The organism is Synechococcus sp. UW179B, assembly GCF_900474245.1.
Lineage (GTDB): Bacteria > Cyanobacteriota > Cyanobacteriia > PCC-6307 > Cyanobiaceae > Synechococcus_C.
The window spans coordinates 146,038-161,924 of the sequence record NZ_UCNZ01000019.1 but is presented as its reverse complement, the minus strand read 5'-3'; the positions used below and the strand labels follow the sequence as shown (position 1 = coordinate 161,924).

General features: G+C 54.5%; 18 protein-coding genes and 1 tRNA gene. 13 read left to right on the top strand and 6 right to left on the bottom strand.

Features of this window, described 5'->3' with window-relative positions; genetic code table 11:
• Nucleotides 1-98: 98 nt before the first annotated feature.
• The 5 genes from rfbB to rfbA are packed head-to-tail and all read right to left on the bottom strand — an operon-like array spanning nucleotide 99 to nucleotide 5,014.
• The gene (gene rfbB, locus DXY38_RS08240; protein WP_115071222.1) at nucleotides 99-1,181 is read right to left on the bottom strand and encodes a dTDP-glucose 4,6-dehydratase; all 1,083 of its coding nucleotides are present in this window, start codon (nucleotides 1,179-1,181) and stop codon (nucleotides 99-101) included.
• Nucleotides 1,178-2,533, bottom strand: coding sequence for a sugar transferase (locus tag DXY38_RS08235; RefSeq protein ID WP_115071221.1), 1,356 nt, complete (start codon nucleotides 2,531-2,533; stop codon nucleotides 1,178-1,180). Before DXY38_RS08235 ends, rfbB begins: the two co-directional genes overlap by 4 nt.
• Nucleotides 2,520-3,440 (bottom strand): dTDP-4-dehydrorhamnose reductase, encoded by a 921-nt coding sequence (gene rfbD / locus DXY38_RS08230; RefSeq protein WP_115071277.1) that lies wholly within the window; start codon nucleotides 3,438-3,440, stop codon nucleotides 2,520-2,522. Before rfbD ends, DXY38_RS08235 begins: the two co-directional genes overlap by 14 nt.
• A gap of 13 nt (nucleotides 3,441-3,453) precedes the next feature.
• Complete coding sequence (gene rfbC, locus DXY38_RS08225; protein ID WP_115071220.1) at nucleotides 3,454-4,071, bottom strand: dTDP-4-dehydrorhamnose 3,5-epimerase; 618 nt, start codon at nucleotides 4,069-4,071, stop codon at nucleotides 3,454-3,456.
• Nucleotides 4,061-5,014, bottom strand: coding sequence for a glucose-1-phosphate thymidylyltransferase RfbA (rfbA, locus tag DXY38_RS08220; protein ID WP_115071276.1), 954 nt, complete (start codon nucleotides 5,012-5,014; stop codon nucleotides 4,061-4,063). Before rfbA ends, rfbC begins: the two co-directional genes overlap by 11 nt.
• Nucleotides 5,015-5,044: 30 nt before the next feature.
• Here rfbA and DXY38_RS13685 point away from each other — a divergent pair, with 30 nt between their 5' ends.
• Together DXY38_RS13685 and DXY38_RS08215 are read left to right on the top strand one after the other, a co-directional pair.
• Nucleotides 5,045-5,182: a hypothetical protein gene (locus tag DXY38_RS13685; protein WP_170952894.1), complete on the top strand. Its 138-nt coding sequence runs from the start codon at nucleotides 5,045-5,047 to the stop codon at nucleotides 5,180-5,182.
• A 79-nt stretch (nucleotides 5,183-5,261) separates the two neighbouring features.
• A complete protein-coding gene (locus DXY38_RS08215) occupies nucleotides 5,262-5,717 on the top strand; it encodes a GNAT family N-acetyltransferase (protein WP_115071219.1) in 456 nt (151 codons plus the stop codon).
• Between the two features lie 9 nt (nucleotides 5,718-5,726).
• On the opposite strand, the gene DXY38_RS08210 is transcribed toward DXY38_RS08215, so the two are convergent.
• A tRNA-Gly gene (locus DXY38_RS08210) sits at nucleotides 5,727-5,798 on the bottom strand.
• Nucleotides 5,799-6,110: 312 nt separating this feature from the next.
• Between DXY38_RS08210 and DXY38_RS08205 the strand changes: the two genes are divergently transcribed.
• The 11 genes from DXY38_RS08205 (at nucleotide 6,111) to DXY38_RS08155 (ending at nucleotide 15,870) form a co-directional block, all read left to right on the top strand.
• Nucleotides 6,111-6,746, top strand: coding sequence for an HAD-IIIA family hydrolase (locus DXY38_RS08205; protein WP_115071218.1), 636 nt, complete (start codon nucleotides 6,111-6,113; stop codon nucleotides 6,744-6,746).
• On the top strand, nucleotides 6,743-7,972 hold the full coding sequence (locus DXY38_RS08200; protein ID WP_115071217.1) for an NAD(P)/FAD-dependent oxidoreductase: 1,230 nt from the start codon (nucleotides 6,743-6,745) through the stop codon (nucleotides 7,970-7,972). Before DXY38_RS08205 ends, DXY38_RS08200 begins: the two co-directional genes overlap by 4 nt.
• Nucleotides 7,972-8,685 carry a nucleotidyltransferase family protein gene (locus tag DXY38_RS08195; RefSeq protein ID WP_115071216.1) on the top strand — a complete coding sequence of 238 codons (714 nt, stop codon included), beginning with the start codon at nucleotides 7,972-7,974 and terminating at the stop codon, nucleotides 8,683-8,685. The genes DXY38_RS08200 and DXY38_RS08195 overlap by 1 nt, the downstream gene beginning before the upstream one ends.
• 2 nt (nucleotides 8,686-8,687) lie before the next feature.
• Entirely contained in the window at nucleotides 8,688-9,317 is a 630-nt protein-coding gene (locus DXY38_RS08190) for an SIS domain-containing protein (RefSeq protein WP_115071215.1), read from the top strand.
• Nucleotides 9,310-9,981 carry a class I SAM-dependent methyltransferase gene (locus tag DXY38_RS08185; RefSeq protein ID WP_115071214.1) on the top strand — a complete coding sequence of 224 codons (672 nt, stop codon included), beginning with the start codon at nucleotides 9,310-9,312 and terminating at the stop codon, nucleotides 9,979-9,981. The genes DXY38_RS08190 and DXY38_RS08185 overlap by 8 nt, the downstream gene beginning before the upstream one ends.
• A 39-nt stretch (nucleotides 9,982-10,020) precedes the next feature.
• Complete coding sequence (locus DXY38_RS08180; RefSeq protein ID WP_115071213.1) at nucleotides 10,021-10,839, top strand: sporadic carbohydrate cluster 2OG-Fe(II) oxygenase; 819 nt, start codon at nucleotides 10,021-10,023, stop codon at nucleotides 10,837-10,839.
• Nucleotides 10,830-11,297, top strand: a complete 468-nt coding sequence (locus tag DXY38_RS08175) for an LIC12192 family sporadic carbohydrate cluster protein (RefSeq protein WP_115071212.1) — start codon at nucleotides 10,830-10,832, stop codon at nucleotides 11,295-11,297. The genes DXY38_RS08180 and DXY38_RS08175 overlap by 10 nt, the downstream gene beginning before the upstream one ends.
• Nucleotides 11,298-11,572: 275 nt before the next feature.
• Nucleotides 11,573-13,057, top strand: coding sequence for a PfkB family carbohydrate kinase (locus DXY38_RS08170; RefSeq protein ID WP_115071211.1), 1,485 nt, complete (start codon nucleotides 11,573-11,575; stop codon nucleotides 13,055-13,057).
• Nucleotides 13,054-14,076, top strand: a complete 1,023-nt coding sequence (locus tag DXY38_RS08165) for an NAD(P)-dependent oxidoreductase (RefSeq protein WP_115071210.1) — start codon at nucleotides 13,054-13,056, stop codon at nucleotides 14,074-14,076. The genes DXY38_RS08170 and DXY38_RS08165 overlap by 4 nt, the downstream gene beginning before the upstream one ends.
• Nucleotides 14,073-15,023: an NAD(P)-dependent oxidoreductase gene (locus tag DXY38_RS08160; RefSeq protein ID WP_115071209.1), complete on the top strand. Its 951-nt coding sequence runs from the start codon at nucleotides 14,073-14,075 to the stop codon at nucleotides 15,021-15,023. Before DXY38_RS08165 ends, DXY38_RS08160 begins: the two co-directional genes overlap by 4 nt.
• Before the next feature lie 4 nt (nucleotides 15,024-15,027).
• Nucleotides 15,028-15,870, top strand: coding sequence for a transketolase (locus DXY38_RS08155; RefSeq protein WP_115071208.1), 843 nt, complete (start codon nucleotides 15,028-15,030; stop codon nucleotides 15,868-15,870).
• The last annotated feature ends 17 nt before the right edge of the window (nucleotides 15,871-15,887 follow it).

Genomic DNA, 15,887 nt, shown 5'->3' with positions numbered 1-15,887 from the left:
GAGAAAGCACATGAAAACGTTTGCTCTATCCGTTCAATGTATAGATCGAAGGTGTGTCTCAGCCATGACTGGAATCTGAGATCTTGCTTAGACCCGGATCATGGGGCCTGAATTCCAATCCGTTCGCCGTCATATCCAGCACGCTGCCTCACGTCTCTGCACCAATCGAGATGAGCGAGATACCAGCGCACTGTGCTCTCTAATCCCTTCTGAAAATCATGGCGCGGCTGCCAGCCCAGCTCATTGCTGATCTTGAGCGGGTCGATGGCGTAACGGCGATCATGGCCTGGTCGATCCGCTACTGGAGTGATCAGCTGTGAGTGGGGTGCCCCCTGAGGGCTCAACTGATCCAGCACGGCACAAATCGCATCCACCACCTGCTTGTATGTGCGCTCTCCATGCCCGCCCACGCAATAGCTCTGGCCTAGTTGACCCTGGGTGGCTGCAAGCAAGAGGGCATCCACATGGTCTTCCACAAACAACCAATCGCGCACATGGGCGCCATCGCCATACAGCGGGATCGACTCGCCGGCCACGGCCTTGAGAATCACCACGGGAATTAATTTCTCGGGAAACTGCCATGGGCCAAAGTTATTGCTGCAGTTGGTGAGCACCACGGGCAAGCCGTAGGTGTGATGCCAGGCCATCACCAAGTGATCACTGGCCGCCTTCGTGGCTGAATAGGGGCTGCGTGGGTCGTAGGGCGTGTCTTCTGTGAAACGGCCGGTAGCCCCCAAGGAGCCAAAGACTTCGTCGGTGCTGATGTGATGAAAACGGAACGCCTCTTGCCGAGCCTCAGGCAGCGATTCCCAATGGGCCCTGGCCGCTTGAAGCAACGAAAATGTGCCGCAGACATTACTGCTGAGAAACGCTTCTGGGCAATCAATCGAGCGATCCACATGGCTCTCAGCCGCCAAATGCAGCACGAGATCGGGATCAGCCTCCTTCAGCGCCGAGACCACGGATTCAGCATCAGCGAGATCCACTTGCAGCAGTCGATACCGCCCTTCTCCAGCAACTCCTAACCCAGCCAGTGTGCGTTCAATCCCACTGACATCACTGGCGTAACCAAGCTTGTCGAGGCTGAACACGATGGAGCTGGTTTCCTTCAACAAGCGCCTCACGACGGCCCCGCCAATGAAGCCTGCTCCTCCTGTGACCAGGACCCGTTGCATCGTCATCGACCACCGGCCTTCAGCACGGTTTTGATCGTACGAAACAGGATCACAAAATCGATCCAGGTGCTGAAGTGCCTCAAGTAGTACAAGTCGTAGGAGAGCTTGAGATCGGAATCCTCAATGCTGCTCGCATAGGGCGCGCACACCTGAGCCCAACCGCTCAACCCAGGCCGCATCCAATGGCGCTTGCGGTAATGGGGAATATGGAGTTCAAGCTCCTCCTCAAACTCTGGGCGCTCCGGCCTTGGGCCGATCAAGCTCATTTCACCGGAGAGCACATTCAGCAACTGAGGGAGCTCGTCCAAACGCAGACGCCTCAGCCAGTAGCCCACCTTGGTGATGCGCCGATCTCCTGGTTCCGTCCAAGTAGGAGCTGCGTTCGCAGGTTGAACCTCCATCGTGCGCAGCTTCAGCACCGAGAACGGTCTGCCCAACCAGCCGCTGCGCTGCTGCACATAAAACACTGGTCCGCGATCTTCCAACCAAACCAACAAGGCGGCGAGTGCCACAAACGGAAAGCTCAAAACAAGCAATCCTCCCGCCACGATCAGATCAGCGGCGCGCTTCAATTGCGCTTGCACGCTGAACGTGGCAGCCCAAGGGAGGTCGTCATAAATCAGGCCTACATCGGGAAGCAACACGGGTGGAAGCCGTTCTTGCATCTGCTCAAAGAGCCGCTCCGTTGACACCACGCTCAGCAAACTTGGATCACCCGTTTCCAACTGATTGCGCAATTGCTGCAAGGACAGATCGGCGCGGATCTGGGGCGTCAATGTGAGCATCAAAGGTGCATTGAGCCCCTGAAGTTCCCTCTGAAGCTGACCCAGTTGAATCGTCTCGAGACGATCCCTTTGGGGAACGCGGCGCCAAGCCTGAAGGATGGGCTCTCTCTCCTGATCAGCGGCTAGCAACAACAGCCTGGGCGACTCCGGCAAAAGCATGCCGCGGCGCAAACCGATGCGTACGAATAGTGACCAACCCATCACAGCAGCCACCCAAACCAACTGCACCCGCCTGTACACCAACCACACCTGCTCACCGGGATTGAGCAACCAACGGGCAAGCGCCACCACGATCAACGTGGCAACCGCAGTGAGCAGAAGGCGTTGAAGCAGCACGACTAGCGGCAGGCGGCGCCAGCGCAACACGGTGTAGCTGCCAAACAGCCAGCCCAAGAGCGGGTAGAGCAACAAACAGAACAGCAACCAGCTGTATTGCCCGACCAGCTGCGTTCCACCGATCGGCACCCCAAAGGCTGCGGGGGCCAGCATGATCAAAACCAAGATCAAGATCTGGCCGAACCAATCGAGAAACAAAGCACGCAAGAGCAGCGTGCGTGGATTACGTCCCCACATCAGCGATCACCTCCCGCAAGGCCTGATACCAGTGCTTGGTTCTCAAACCCAACAGCTCCCTGCTGCTGGTGCAATCCAACAGCGAATAGGCCGGTCGCTGCGCTGGCGTGGGGTAATCAGCGGTGCTGATCGGCGATATCGTCGCCGCGCGCTCCAGCTGTCCTGCCGCCTCTGCCAATTCCCCAATGGCCACAGCGAAGTCGTACCAACTCGCAGCACCAGCATCACTCCAATGCATCACTCCGCCAAGCTGCCGCTCCACCAGCCGCCAACAGGCCCCAGCTAAGCCAGCCGTTGCTGTTGGGCATCCCACTTGATCGGCCACCACCCGCAAGGGTTCAGCAGCCTCGACTTTTTGGCGATGCAAGCGAAGCATCGTCAACAGAAAATTATTGCCAACAGGCCCATACACCCAACTGGTGCGCAACAGCGCCGCCTTGCCCCCCCGCTCGAGCCCCAGCAGCTCAGCAATCGCTTGCTCTCCGGCTGCCTTCGTGGTGCCGTACACCCCCAGCGGATCCCTCGGCTGGTCCGTTCCATAGGGATGACCTTGCCGGCCGTTAAACACAAAGTCGGTGCTGACCTGAAGCAAACAACCACCCGTCTGGGCTAGAGCCTCAGCGAAAGCGCGCGGAGCCAAGGCATTCACGGCATGGGCCAATTCGGGCTCGGTTTCGGCTCGATCCACCGCCGTGTAGGCGCCGGCATTGATCACCCAATCGGGCTTGCACTCGAGCACCGCAGCACGACAAGCGTCTGCATCGGCAAGATCGAGCGCAGCCAAGCCATCGCCACCGTTGCGACTGGTCGCAATCAGCTCCACGCTTCTGTTTTGCAGCATCTGGGGCAACGAGGCACGCAGTGCGCGTCCGAGCTGCCCTTGCGAACCAGTGAGCAGGATTTTCACAACACCCACCCGCTCATGCGAACACGTCTCCTGCACGTTCAAGTGCAGCCAGAGAAGGGGCTTCCGCATCCTTAGCCGCCAACAACGGAGCAGCCACACCCGCCCGCGCCAAGGGCCAAGCCAGCTTCAAGGTTGGGTCATCCCAGCGAAGGGAACGCTCACAGTCGCGGTTCCAAAAGCCACTGGCTTTGTATTGCACCTCGGCCACAGCGCTGAGGGTGAGGAAACCATGGGCGAACCCAACCGGAACCCAGAGCTGCTGCTGATTGGCAGCGCTCAGCTCTGCCGACACCCACTGGCCATAAGTAGACGAGCTGCGGCGTAGATCCACTGCCACGTCAACAATCTCGCCCAGGCTGCAACGCACCAGCTTTCCCTGGGGCTCCGGCAGGAGCTGGTAATGCAAGCCACGCAGGACTCCAGCGCTCGAGCGGGAATGGTTGTCCTGGCGAAAACGCAGGGCCTGCGCCTCGGCCTCCGCCACACCAGCTCCAACCAAAGCACTCTGAAAGCTTCGCTCGTTCCAACTTTCAAAGAAAAACCCCCGGTCATCCCCAAAGACGCGGGTTGTGATCAACAAGGGGCCCTCAAGGGGCTGTCCCCCAGACCCGATCAACGGTTCAGCCTGCATGGTTCACCTGACGCACATGGCTATCGAGATTGCGTTGGAACAGGGCATGGTCGCTGGTGCCTTCTTCCAACATCTGCAACAGGTAGCAGCCATAGCCACTTTTCACCAAGGGCTGGGCCAGATGCTCGAGCTGCTTGTCATCAATCCAGCCCTGGCGCCAGGCCACTTCCTCAGGACACCCCACCTTCATGCCCTGACGGTGCTCGAGCGTGCGGATGTAGGAACCGGCTTCATGCAGAGAATCAAACGTGCCCGTATCCAGCCAAGCCATCCCACGCCCCATCAATTCCACCGTGAGCGCTCCTTCCGACAGATACATCTGGTTGAGGCTGGTGATTTCCAACTCTCCACGCGCCGACGGTTTCACGTGTTGCGCTCTCTCGACCACTGAGGCGTCATAAAAGTAGAGGCCCGTAACGGCATAATGGCTTCTGGGCTGCGTGGGCTTTTCTTCAATACTCAAGGCTCGGCCTTGGGCATCGAACTCCACCACGCCGTAACGCTCGGGATCGCGCACGGGATAGGCAAACACGGTGCCGCCTAAAGCCTGCGCTGCAGCCGACTGCAACTGAGGGATCAGTTCATGGCCGTGAAAGAGGTTGTCTCCCAGCACCAAGGCAACCGGGTCACCATCGAGGAAATCAGCCCCAATCAAAAAAGCCTGCGCCAAGCCATCGGGGCTGGGCTGCACGGCATAGCGGATAGTCATCCCCCAGGCACTGCCATCTCCCAACAGACGATGAAAGGCCTGTTGGTCATGGGGCGTGGTGATGATCAGCACTTCACGAATCCCCGCCAACATCAAAGTGCTGAGCGGATAGTGAATCATCGGCTTGTCGTACACCGGCATCAGCTGTTTGCTGACCGCCGAGGTGAGTGGAGCCAAGCGGGTGCCACTTCCACCAGCGAGGATGATGCCCTTGCGATCGCTGGCGGTGGTCACGGGCTTCACGATGAAATGCAATATTTCAGCATGGACTGGCCCTCAGTCCTGATCGCCATCCGGCTCAGGGTTTTCAGCGGCAGCTTCTCCAGCCGAGTCTGGGTTTGCGGGGGATCCGACCTCACATTGCAACAAGGCACTCTTGAGCGCTTTTTCGGCCGCTTGTGAGGCAAAAAAGTCCAAACCACCTACCGACTCGTGCCGCGCTCTCCCTCGCCAAGGAAGATGGGTTCAGATCTAATGCACCATGAACCGCTACCGACTAGTGGAACATGCCCCCGGAGCACCGGGGCTGCGCTGGTTCGGCCTGGGGCCGGATCTGCGGCCCACCCGCGGCCTGCTGAAGCTGCAACGCCTGTTCCGCAAACACGCCTTCTGGGCTCAGGACCGCAACCAACCCCAACTAAAGCGCATGCTGGCGGGCAGCACGGTTGTGGTGAGCCTTTGGCGAGGCAAACGGATGGTGGGATTTGGCCGGGCCACAACGGATGGGGTCTATCGCGCAGTGCTTTGGGATGTGGTGGTGGCAGGCGACTTACAAGGGCGCGGGCTAGGCAGGAGAGTGGTGGAAGCGCTGCTGAGCGCTACAACAATCCGTCAAACGGAACGGGTATATCTGATGACCACCAAAAGCGCAGGCTTCTACCAGCAGCTGGGATTTAAAGAAATCAAAACCCAGCGTATGCTAATCCGCGGCCAGTAATTCAAATTAAGCGGATGAAGAGATTCGAACTCTCGACCCTCTCCTTGGCAAGGAGATGCTCTACCACTGAGCTACATCCGCATCGTCGATGGGACTATATCCCTAACGGCTTGATGAGCATGCAGCACAGAGGGTCCCTCGGTCAAGCGCAGGGAGGCAGCAACGCAGAGAAAGCACGGTGAAAGAGAGATGGATCTATCCATGGCTCTGAGAAGAGTTCAGCCCTATTGGCCATCACGCGCGCAGGGCTTCCGCCATCAACTTCGAGCCAAGCCACTAATCGAATTTCGTGAGTTGAGCGTGGCTTTGGAGAGACAAGGCTGGAAGGTGCCCAAACGGCTCCTGGGCATCGTCAAAAGGAGGAGATGATCCATCCCAGATCCAACGACAACCATGTGGGAGCCCAAAGAACGTCGGCGGCTACTTAGAACTGCTTACCAAAACCCAACTCCCGCTTTATTTCTCGATCGCGATGGGGTGCTAATCGAGGACAGGCATTACCTCTGCGATCCAACTGAGGTGAGCCTCTGTCCAGGAAGCAAAGATCTCGTAGAAGCTGCACACAAAAAGAACTGGGCCATCGTTGTGATCACCAACCAGTCCGGAATCGCCAGGGGTTACTTCGATTGGTCCGACTATGAGCGTGTCACGGATCGGCTGCTGACACTCCTTGGCGCATCGGCATCTATAGCAGGGATCTATGCCAATGGGCACGGACCTGAAGCATCAGCAGGAAGCTGGCGCAAACCCAGTCCAGCCATGTTGCTGGAGGCCTGTCGAGACCTCAACCTTGATCTGAAAAAATCGATTCTTGTTGGAGACCGTCTTTCAGACCTGGAAGCTGGGACTCGCGCAGGTGTACAGACTTTGATCCATGTACTGACTGGACACGGGCCTAGCGAGCGGGCTGAGACCCAGGCATGGGCAGAGCAGCAGCAACAAGGCTTCAGTCAGAATCCCAAGCCTGAGCTTTGGTTCTTGGACTCCTTGATCGCTTTCCCACACTCACTGCTAGGCCAAAGAAAATGAGCACAAAAAGCTGCGATGTGTTGCTCCTGGGAGGAGGGATGGTGGGTCTTTCGATCGCCCATCAACTCCTTGAGCGGGGCCTCACGAGCAGCATCACGATACTCGATAAGGAACTTGAGCTAGGTCTCCATAGCTCGGGTCGCAACAGCGGCGTTCTCCATGCCGGGATCTACTACAAGCCAGGTTCACTGAAAGCCAAGGTATGCGTTGAGGGTGCTCGGCGGCTCCGCTCTTGGATTGAAGAGCGTGGCTTGCCGCTTAACCCCTGCGGCAAGGTGATCGTGCCTCAGCGGGCTGAATTAGACGGGCAGCTCGACGTGCTGGCCGAGCGCGGCAGGACGAATGGCGCCGAGGTGGAGTTGTGGGACGCCGATCAGCTGAGGGATCTGGTCCCAGAAGCCCGAACGGCCAGCGGTCGAGCTTTATGGAGCCCGAACACAGCCGTCGTGAAACCGATCAGCGTGGTGCGTCGACTCCGTCAGGATCTCGCTGATCGAGGGGTGAACATGCTGGAAGGCCAACAAGGCTTCGAGGCTCAGCCCGAGCAGCAACAACTAACGCTTAACGATGGCACGCAGCTCAGCTATGGCCATCTGTTCAACTGCACAGGCCTGCAGGCGGATCGTGTAGCTCAACTTTTCGGAGTGGGCGATCAATACACACTGTTGCCCTTCAAAGGGCTCTACTGGCAACTCAAAGCGAGTTGCCCAATCCAACCACGCACCAATCTCTATCCGGTACCCGATCTAAGTGTCCCTTTCCTGGGGATTCATTTCACCCCCAGTGCGGACTCAACACCAGTGGTGAGCATTGGACCTACAGCCACACCCGCCTGGGGCAGAGAAAATTACCGCAGCCTCCAAGCCATCGAACCTGGTATGGCCGCAAAAAATCTTGGAGTTCTTGCGCGCCAATATTTGGCCAACCGAGGCGGATTCCGCCGCTATGTGCATGAACAAGCCTTTCTAGCGCTACCACCCTTGCTCATTCGAGCTGCCCAGGAGCTGATCCCGGCTGTAAAACCTGAGCACATTGAACTCAGCCAAAAAGTGGGAATCCGCTCACAAGTGTTTAACCGACAGACAGAACGCCTGGAAGACGATTTTCTTTGCATGCCAGGCCCAAGCAGTACCCACGTACTCAACGCGATCTCGCCTGCCTTTACTGCAAGCTTTGCATTGGCAGATTTGATCATTGATCAAGCTCTACCCACATTGAACCTGTGATGACACAACCCATCCGCGCCCTGCTTCTAGCCGCAGGTCTTGGAACGCGGCTGCGACCCATCACCTTGCACACTCCAAAATGCTTGGTGCCCATAGGCGGAGAGCCACTACTGGGCCTCTGGCTCAGAAAACTTGAGTTGGCAGGCTGCGATTCAGTACTTGTCAACACTCATTACTTAGCTGAGCAGGTTGAGGCCTTCCTCAAGAGCTGGCAGAGCTCCTCGATGACTGTCCAGAGCGTTCACGAGCCTGAGTTATTGGGCACCGCTGGCACCATGCTGACCAACCAAGAGTTCTTTAGGGGTTCCACAGGCTTGCTCATTCACGCCGACAACGCCATGGCAGGGGATCTGAAAGATTTCTTGGCTGCCCACCGCGAGCGCCAGGCTTGCTGCCTCCTAACCATGCTCACCTTCAAGACCGACAACCCGAGCAGCTGCGGAATCGTTGAGATAGACAACCAGCAAGTCGTCCAAGCGTTTCATGAGAAACTGCCTCAGCCTCCTGGCAAGAGGGCTAATGGAGCAATATACGCCTTCGAACAAGACTTCCTTGATCACCTCAACCTGATGAATCCAACACCAAGCGACTTCAGCACTGAGGTGATTCCCAAATTGATAGGCCGAATTCAGACCTGGCACACCCATGATGCATATCTGGACATTGGCACCCCTGAGGCACTCATTTCAGCACAACATTTACCTAAGAATTAGCAATGACGCTTTCTTCGCCAACATTGAGCGAGTTTACAAATAGCGCTTTTTCCTATTTAGAGCGTCTACAGGGATGTTTCAACAAAAAAAATTTAGAGGCTATAGAAAATCTCGCGATAGAGCTCCGTCAAGCATGGATCAGTGGACGAAACGTCTACATCTGCGGCAATGGTGGAAGTGCGGCCAATGCGATTCATATCGCCAATGATCTTCATTACGGCATCGGTGCCTGTGGACCAGGCTCAAAGCTGCCCGGACTACGAATAGAAGCACTACCCGCCAATACCGGTGTAATTACCTGCCTTGCCAATGACACCGGCTACGAAAACATATACGCCCACCAACTCGAAGTAAAAAGCCAAAAAGGGGATCTCCTGATCGCCCTCTCCGGCAGCGGTAATTCGCCAAACATAACCAAAGCGATTGATATCGCTAACAACATTGGGGTACAAACATTTGCAATTCTGGCATTTACAGGAGGAAAATGCAAAGAACAAGCCAAAACAGTGATTCATTTCGAAATCAACGACATGCAAATCGCCGAAGACACTCAGCTTGTGGTCGGCCACTTATGTATGCAGTGGCTTAATTCTCATAAACCCGATCAAATCCAACCACTAAGCAATGGCTGAACTTGACTTCATGAGTGCGCTTCACAAAAGCACACAACGTGATTACTTGGCACGTGTCAACGACCCTGAATATCCCAAAGCAAGAGCTGCTGAAATAGCCAAGAATTTTTCTAAAGACTATTGGGATGGAGATAGAAGAATTTGCTACGGAGGTTATCACTATCTCGAAGGGCGTTGGGAAAAAGTCGCTCGCGCCATTGCTAATCATTATCCCCTACCCGCCAACCCCAAAATCCTAGATATCGGCTGTGGGAAGGGATTCCTTCTTTACGACTTTCTAAAAGTCATACCCGATGCAGAAATTTATGGCATCGATATTTCAGACTATGCAATTAGAAACTGCAAGCCAGAAATTCGAGAGCGACTGCAAGTTGGTAATGCCATCAACCTACCTTGGGAAGACAATACCTTTGACCTCGTAATTTCCATCACCACGTTGCACAATCTGCCTGCGTACGATCTTGATCTCGCCCTTCGAGAGATGGAACGTGTTGGAAAACGACACAAATATCTATGCCTCGAAAGCTATCGAACTGAGCAGGAAAAAGTGAATCTTCTTTACTGGCAGGTCACTTGCGAGGCCTTCAACACACCCAAAGAATGGCGTTGGTGGTTCAATAGTACAAATTACACTGGGGATTACTCTTTTATTTATTTTGAATAGACCTGTCACGATCACCTATGATGTCTATGGACGAGAGCCATGCCAGCGATGAACAGCGAAAGATCGTGGGATTTTAGAGATAGCCAAGAACTTGTTGCAAGTCATGAATACAACAAAGAAGGATACATAATAGAGAAAGCAGACTTACAGTATCTCGAATTAATTAAAAATGATATCCAGAGAGCATATTTTGAGTTCGCCAGCTTTAGTGGAAAAAACCGCAAAGACCTTGAAAATGCTCATCACTCAATATCTCACGAAGAAAGCAATGATCTTCGGCTCCATATAATGCAAAAGATCTATCAGAACACAAGCTTTCACAAAAATTACTACAATTCGGCCAAGAATATTATTCATTCCCTATGTGGAAACGAGTTGGCAATGCAGAAGAGGCCAGGACTCTCAATCAATTTACCTCAAAATAAAAACGATATTCTTCCAATACATGCAGACACGTGGAATGGTGTATCACCTTTTGAACTCAATATTTGGATCCCGCTTGTTAACTGCACCGATTCTATGTGCCTATACATACTAAAGAGAGATGACTACAAACGCAGACTTAAAGAGTCTAAAGAACTTTTAAGGCTCACAACGGATGAACTCTTTAATGAACTGCGCGACGACCTGACATGGATTCCGATTGATTATGGACAAATCCTAGCTTTCGATCAGTCCCTACCGCACGGTTATTCTTTGAATGAAGAGCGAAATACACATTGGTCAATTAATTGCCGATTCAAAGGATTACATACTCCATATTGGGATAAAAGATTAGGCGAGTATTTTATGCCAATAACTGTCAAAAATTGCACAAGATTAGGCATGGACTATATCCATCCAGATGGATGGATATGATGGTGATAGGCATGAATCTTGCGCGAGGCTATATCGCCAGTGGCGAATTCAATGGCCAAAGAATTCCACAGCATATTCAAAATCAAATTGTCAAGTCATATTGCGACGCAAATGCTTTGAAGTTTGTGTTGTCACGTGCAGAATACTGGATTAATGGCAGCACAGATTGCCAACTGTGGGCCGCACTAAAAGAAGGATTTAAACACATAGTTTTTTACAGTATTTGGCAGCTACCCGAAAAAGAAATTGTCAGAAAAAAAGTGTATGGACACTGCATCAAAAATAAAATCACTCTTCATTTTGCAACAGAGCGGATGCGCTCAGACGCTTTTCAGGAAACTTTTTCGGAATTTGAAATACTACTCAAGTCAAATTTATTGATTTCAAATGAAATTAATTATGACCAACATTTACGCGATCTTAGGAAATTTATACAGCAAGATGGGTTAATTTTTTAAATATATAAAAAGCAACTTTTGATCATCCACCCCGAAAGGCCTCTAAAAACATGCGATAAAGGCTACATTCAAAAAATCATATCATTTTTTACTATATAGCTCAATATTGGTCTATGTTTTAACATGTGACGTCTCCGGTAGCATCCACGCAATTTCCTTTTTCTATGTGCGACCGGTCTATTTCCAATCACTCGACACCCCTAAAGTTCAACTAATCCGCTTGAGCGAAATACGCAATAGAACCACTGCTGGCTCTGTGAGTGTCCGCTTCTGACATGTCAACACAATTTCTGCGATTAGAGGATGGCGCTTCCTGGCATGGCTGTGTGCTCGCCTACGGCCACTTCACCACCATTCATCCTGGCCATATTCGCTACCTTCGCCATGCCCATGGCCTGGGTAAGCAGCTGGTGGTCGCCTTGATCGGGGACGGCAAAGCAAATTATGCATTCCAACAACAAGACCGGGCTGAAGCCCTAAGCCTGCTTGGCATTGCAGATGCCGTTCTGTTGCTGGAAGCCGATGAACTGAACGCGGCCATCGAGGCACTGAAGCCAGTGGTATTGGTTCTGGGTAATGAATTCAAAAACAACGCTGAAATTCAGACCACCCTCCTACAACAACGCCAACAAGGCGGAACTGTTCAATTTCATGCGGGTGAGATTCACTACGCCACCGCGGATCTGCTCAGCGGATCTGAACGCGATCTCCGCCAACAACGCCTTTCCCTCTTTCAGGCCGCCTGCCGGCGGCAGAGAATCGAACAAGGTCAACTCCATGACGCTATCAACAGCTGGAGATCTACCCGGCTGATTGTTCTGGGCGACACCATCGTGGATCAATACGCCGCCTGTGAAGCCATCGGCATGAGCGCCGAAGCCCCCGTGGTGGTGGTGCGGGAACTGGAGCACAAAAATTTCATCGGTGGTGCGGCGGTAGTGGCGGCTCACATCACCGCCCTTGGCGCTCAATGCGATTTCATCTCCGTGGTGGGGGCAGACAGCACAGCCGAGCTCGTACGCCAGCAACTGGCTGTTCAAGGCATCGGTGATGGCCTCAGCACGGACCCCACACGACCGACCACCTTCAAAAAGCGCTACTTGGTGGAGAACCAAAAGCTGTTTCGCGTCAGCCGGCTTGAGGAGCACAACCTCGATGCAGCCGTGGAAGATCAGGTGATCGCTCAGCTGCAAAAGCTGGCTCACCACGCCGATGGGATCGTGGTGTCGGATTTTGTCTACGGAGTCGTCACCCCACGCATATTGGAGGTGGTGCATCAGCTCGCCAAAGAGCACAGCTTGCTGCTCTTCGGGGACCTCCAGTGCAGCACTCAGGTGGGCTCTGTCACCCGCTTCGAAAACTTCTCACTGCTCTGCCCCAATGAACGAGAGGCACGGCTCGCCCTGCAAGACAAGGACAGCGGACTCGAGCGCTTGAGCCAGCGCCTGCTGCAAATCACGGGAAGTGAACGCCTCGTGATGAAGCTCGGGCCAGAGGGGTTCATCGCCTACGACCGTCAATCCGATAGTACGCTCAGCAACCAAGCCTTTCCGGCCCTGTCCGTGAACCCACTGGATGTGGCTGGCGCAGGTGATTCGCTGCTGGCGCTGTTTGCCACCGGATTGGCCAGTGGGCAAGCGATGATGCCAACTGCTGCATTGGCCTGCTGTATGGCCGCCCTCGCTGTTGAAACCATGGGCAACACGCCCATCAGCGCCAATGCTCTGCGCAGCAGCCTGCAGGAGGTGCTGCAGCCATGAGCAATCAAAAAGTCCTTGTCATCGGCTCCAACAGCTTCAGCGGTAGCCACTTTGTGGCTGAAGCGTTAAGCGCTGGGCACACAGTCTGGGGAGTAAGCCGCTCAACGGAACCGCACCCCGTGTTCCTTCCTTACCGCTGGCCTATCAACGGGGAGGGTCCAGCCCTAGCCACTGCTGAGAACTTCCACTTTCAAGCGATTGATCTCAACAGTCAGCTGAATGATCTGCTGGACCTGATCGATCGCGTTCAACCGGAGCTGGTGGTGAATTTCGCCGCCCAAGGCATGGTGGCCGAAAGCTGGCTGAACCCCACCCATTGGTACCGCACCAACGTGGTTTCTCAGGTGGCACTGCACGATGCCCTACGACACAAACCATTTCTGCAGAAATACGTGCATGTCACCACCCCGGAGGTGTACGGCAGCACCGATGGGGGATGGATCAAGGAACACAACCACTTCGCCCCCAGCACCCCCTATGCCGTGAGCCGTGCAGCCTGTGATCTACACCTGCGGAGCTTCCATGAGGCCTATGGCTTCCCCGTGGTGTTCACACGCGCCGCGAACGTGTATGGACCAGGCCAGCAGCTCTATCGGATCATCCCCCGCACCCTGCTGAGTGCTCGAACAGGCAAGCCAATGCAGCTTCATGGCGGAGGGCACTCCGTACGGGCCTTCATTCACATTCAGGATGTGGTTCGCGCCACCTTGCAGTTGGCCAACAAAGGGGAGCCAGGCAGCACATGGCATCTATCCACCCAGGAGAGCTGCAGCATCCGGACGATTGTCGAGCAAATCTGCACACTCACCAGTGCTGACTTCAACGCTTTGGTGCTGAACAGCGACGAACGCCTTGGGAAGGATCAGAGCTACCTACTCGACAGTTCAGCCATGCGCCAGGTGCATGGCTGGTCTGATCAGATCCGCTTACAGCAGGGGCTTCAGGAGACACTGGCCTGGGTGGATGCCAACCTGGCAACCCTAAAGACCCTGCCCTGGAGCTACCAGCACAAGACATGAACCTGCTCGTTACTGGTGGCTGCGGCTACAAGGGCTCCGTGCTGATCCCCCTGCTGCTGGCCGATGGCCACAGCGTGATCAGCATCGACACCCAGTGGTTTGGCAATGCCCTACCGGAGCACCCTCAGCTCACCAACCTCAAGCTGGATGTGCGCGACACCGATGCCATCCCCCTCGATGGCGTGGAGGCCATCATTCATCTGGCCAATATTGCCAATGATCCAGCCGTAGAGCTCAACCCCACCTTGAGCTGGGAGGTGAATGTGCTGGCAGGCCAGCAGCTGGCTGATCGAGCCGTTCGCGCTGGCGTGAAACACTTCCTCTTTGCCAGCTCCGGCAGCGTGTATGGCGTGAAGGATGAGCCCCAGGTCACCGAAGACCTCACCTTGGTCCCAATCTCGGTGTACAACAAAACCAAAATGGTGGCGGAACGGGTGTTCCTCTCCTATGCCGATCAGATGCAGGTGCACTGCATCCGCCCAGCAACCGTGTGCGGTTTGTCGCCCCGCATGCGGCTGGATGTGAGCGTGAACATGCTCACCTACCAGGGGCTCAAAAATGGCAAAATCACAGTTTTTGGTGGCGAGCAAACCAGGCCCAACATCCACATTCAGGATATGGCCAATGTGTATCGTCACTTTCTCGCCCATCCAGAGCTGCCCTCCGGTTGCTATAACGCAGGTTTTGAAAATCTGAAAATCCTCGATATTGCCAAACGGGTTCAACAGGGCACTGGCTCCGAGATTGTGGTGAGCGAATCCAACGACCCACGCTCCTACCGCCAAGATTCCAGCAAATTGCTGGCGACTGGTTTTCAGCCCCAATTCAGTGTTCAAAGCGCGATTGATGAAATCACTACTGCTTACAGGAATGGTGAACTTCCCGAGGGAGAGAATTGCTACACGGTGAAATGGATGCAACATCTGCAACTAGAGGCAAACCGCTAAAGACATGGCCACCAAAGCTCCCAATACCACTGAAGCGCTTAACCGGATAGCCCTCAACATCCGGCGACGCACAATTAAAACCTCAGCCAGCGCCCATATTCCTCATCTGGGCTCTTGCCTCTCGTGCGTTGAATTGCTCATAGCGCTCTATTGGCAAGAACTGCGAATTGACCCCCAGCAGCCAGAAGCAGCAGATCGTGACCGCTTTGTGCTGAGCAAAGGCCATGGCGCACCCGTGCTGTTCCAGGTGCTGGCGGAACGGGGCTTTTTCCCAATTGAGCGCCTGGATGAATTTGGAAAACCTGGCAGTGTGTTTCACGAGCACCCACCCAAACCTGGCTATATCCCCGGCGTGGAAGCAGCCACTGGTTCCCTGGGTCACGGCCTACCGATGGCCCTGGGCATGGCAATTGCCCAACGCATCCAGGGCAACAACAACCGCTGCTACGCCCTCTTGAGCGATGGCGAATGTAATGAGGGCAGCATTTGGGAAGCTGCAATGCTTGCTGCAGGACAGCACCTGCACAACCTCACGGCAATTATCGACTACAACAAATGGCAAGCTACAGGCCGCAGCCAAGAGGTGATGGCCCTTGAACCCTTAGCGGCCAAATGGGAAGCCTTCGGCTGGCATGCCCAGGAGATTGATGGCCATGATCTGGCGGCGATTCGCCAGGCACTCGCAGCCGCACGAGCAGAGACAAGCAAACCGAGTGTGGTCGTAGCCCACACAATTAAAGGCAAAGGGGTGTCATTCATGGAAGACGACAACAATTGGCATTACCGCACCCCCAACCCAGATGAGCTGGCTGCAGCACTGGCTGAACTTCAAGAGGTGCAGTTGTGAGAAATGCCTTTGCCCGC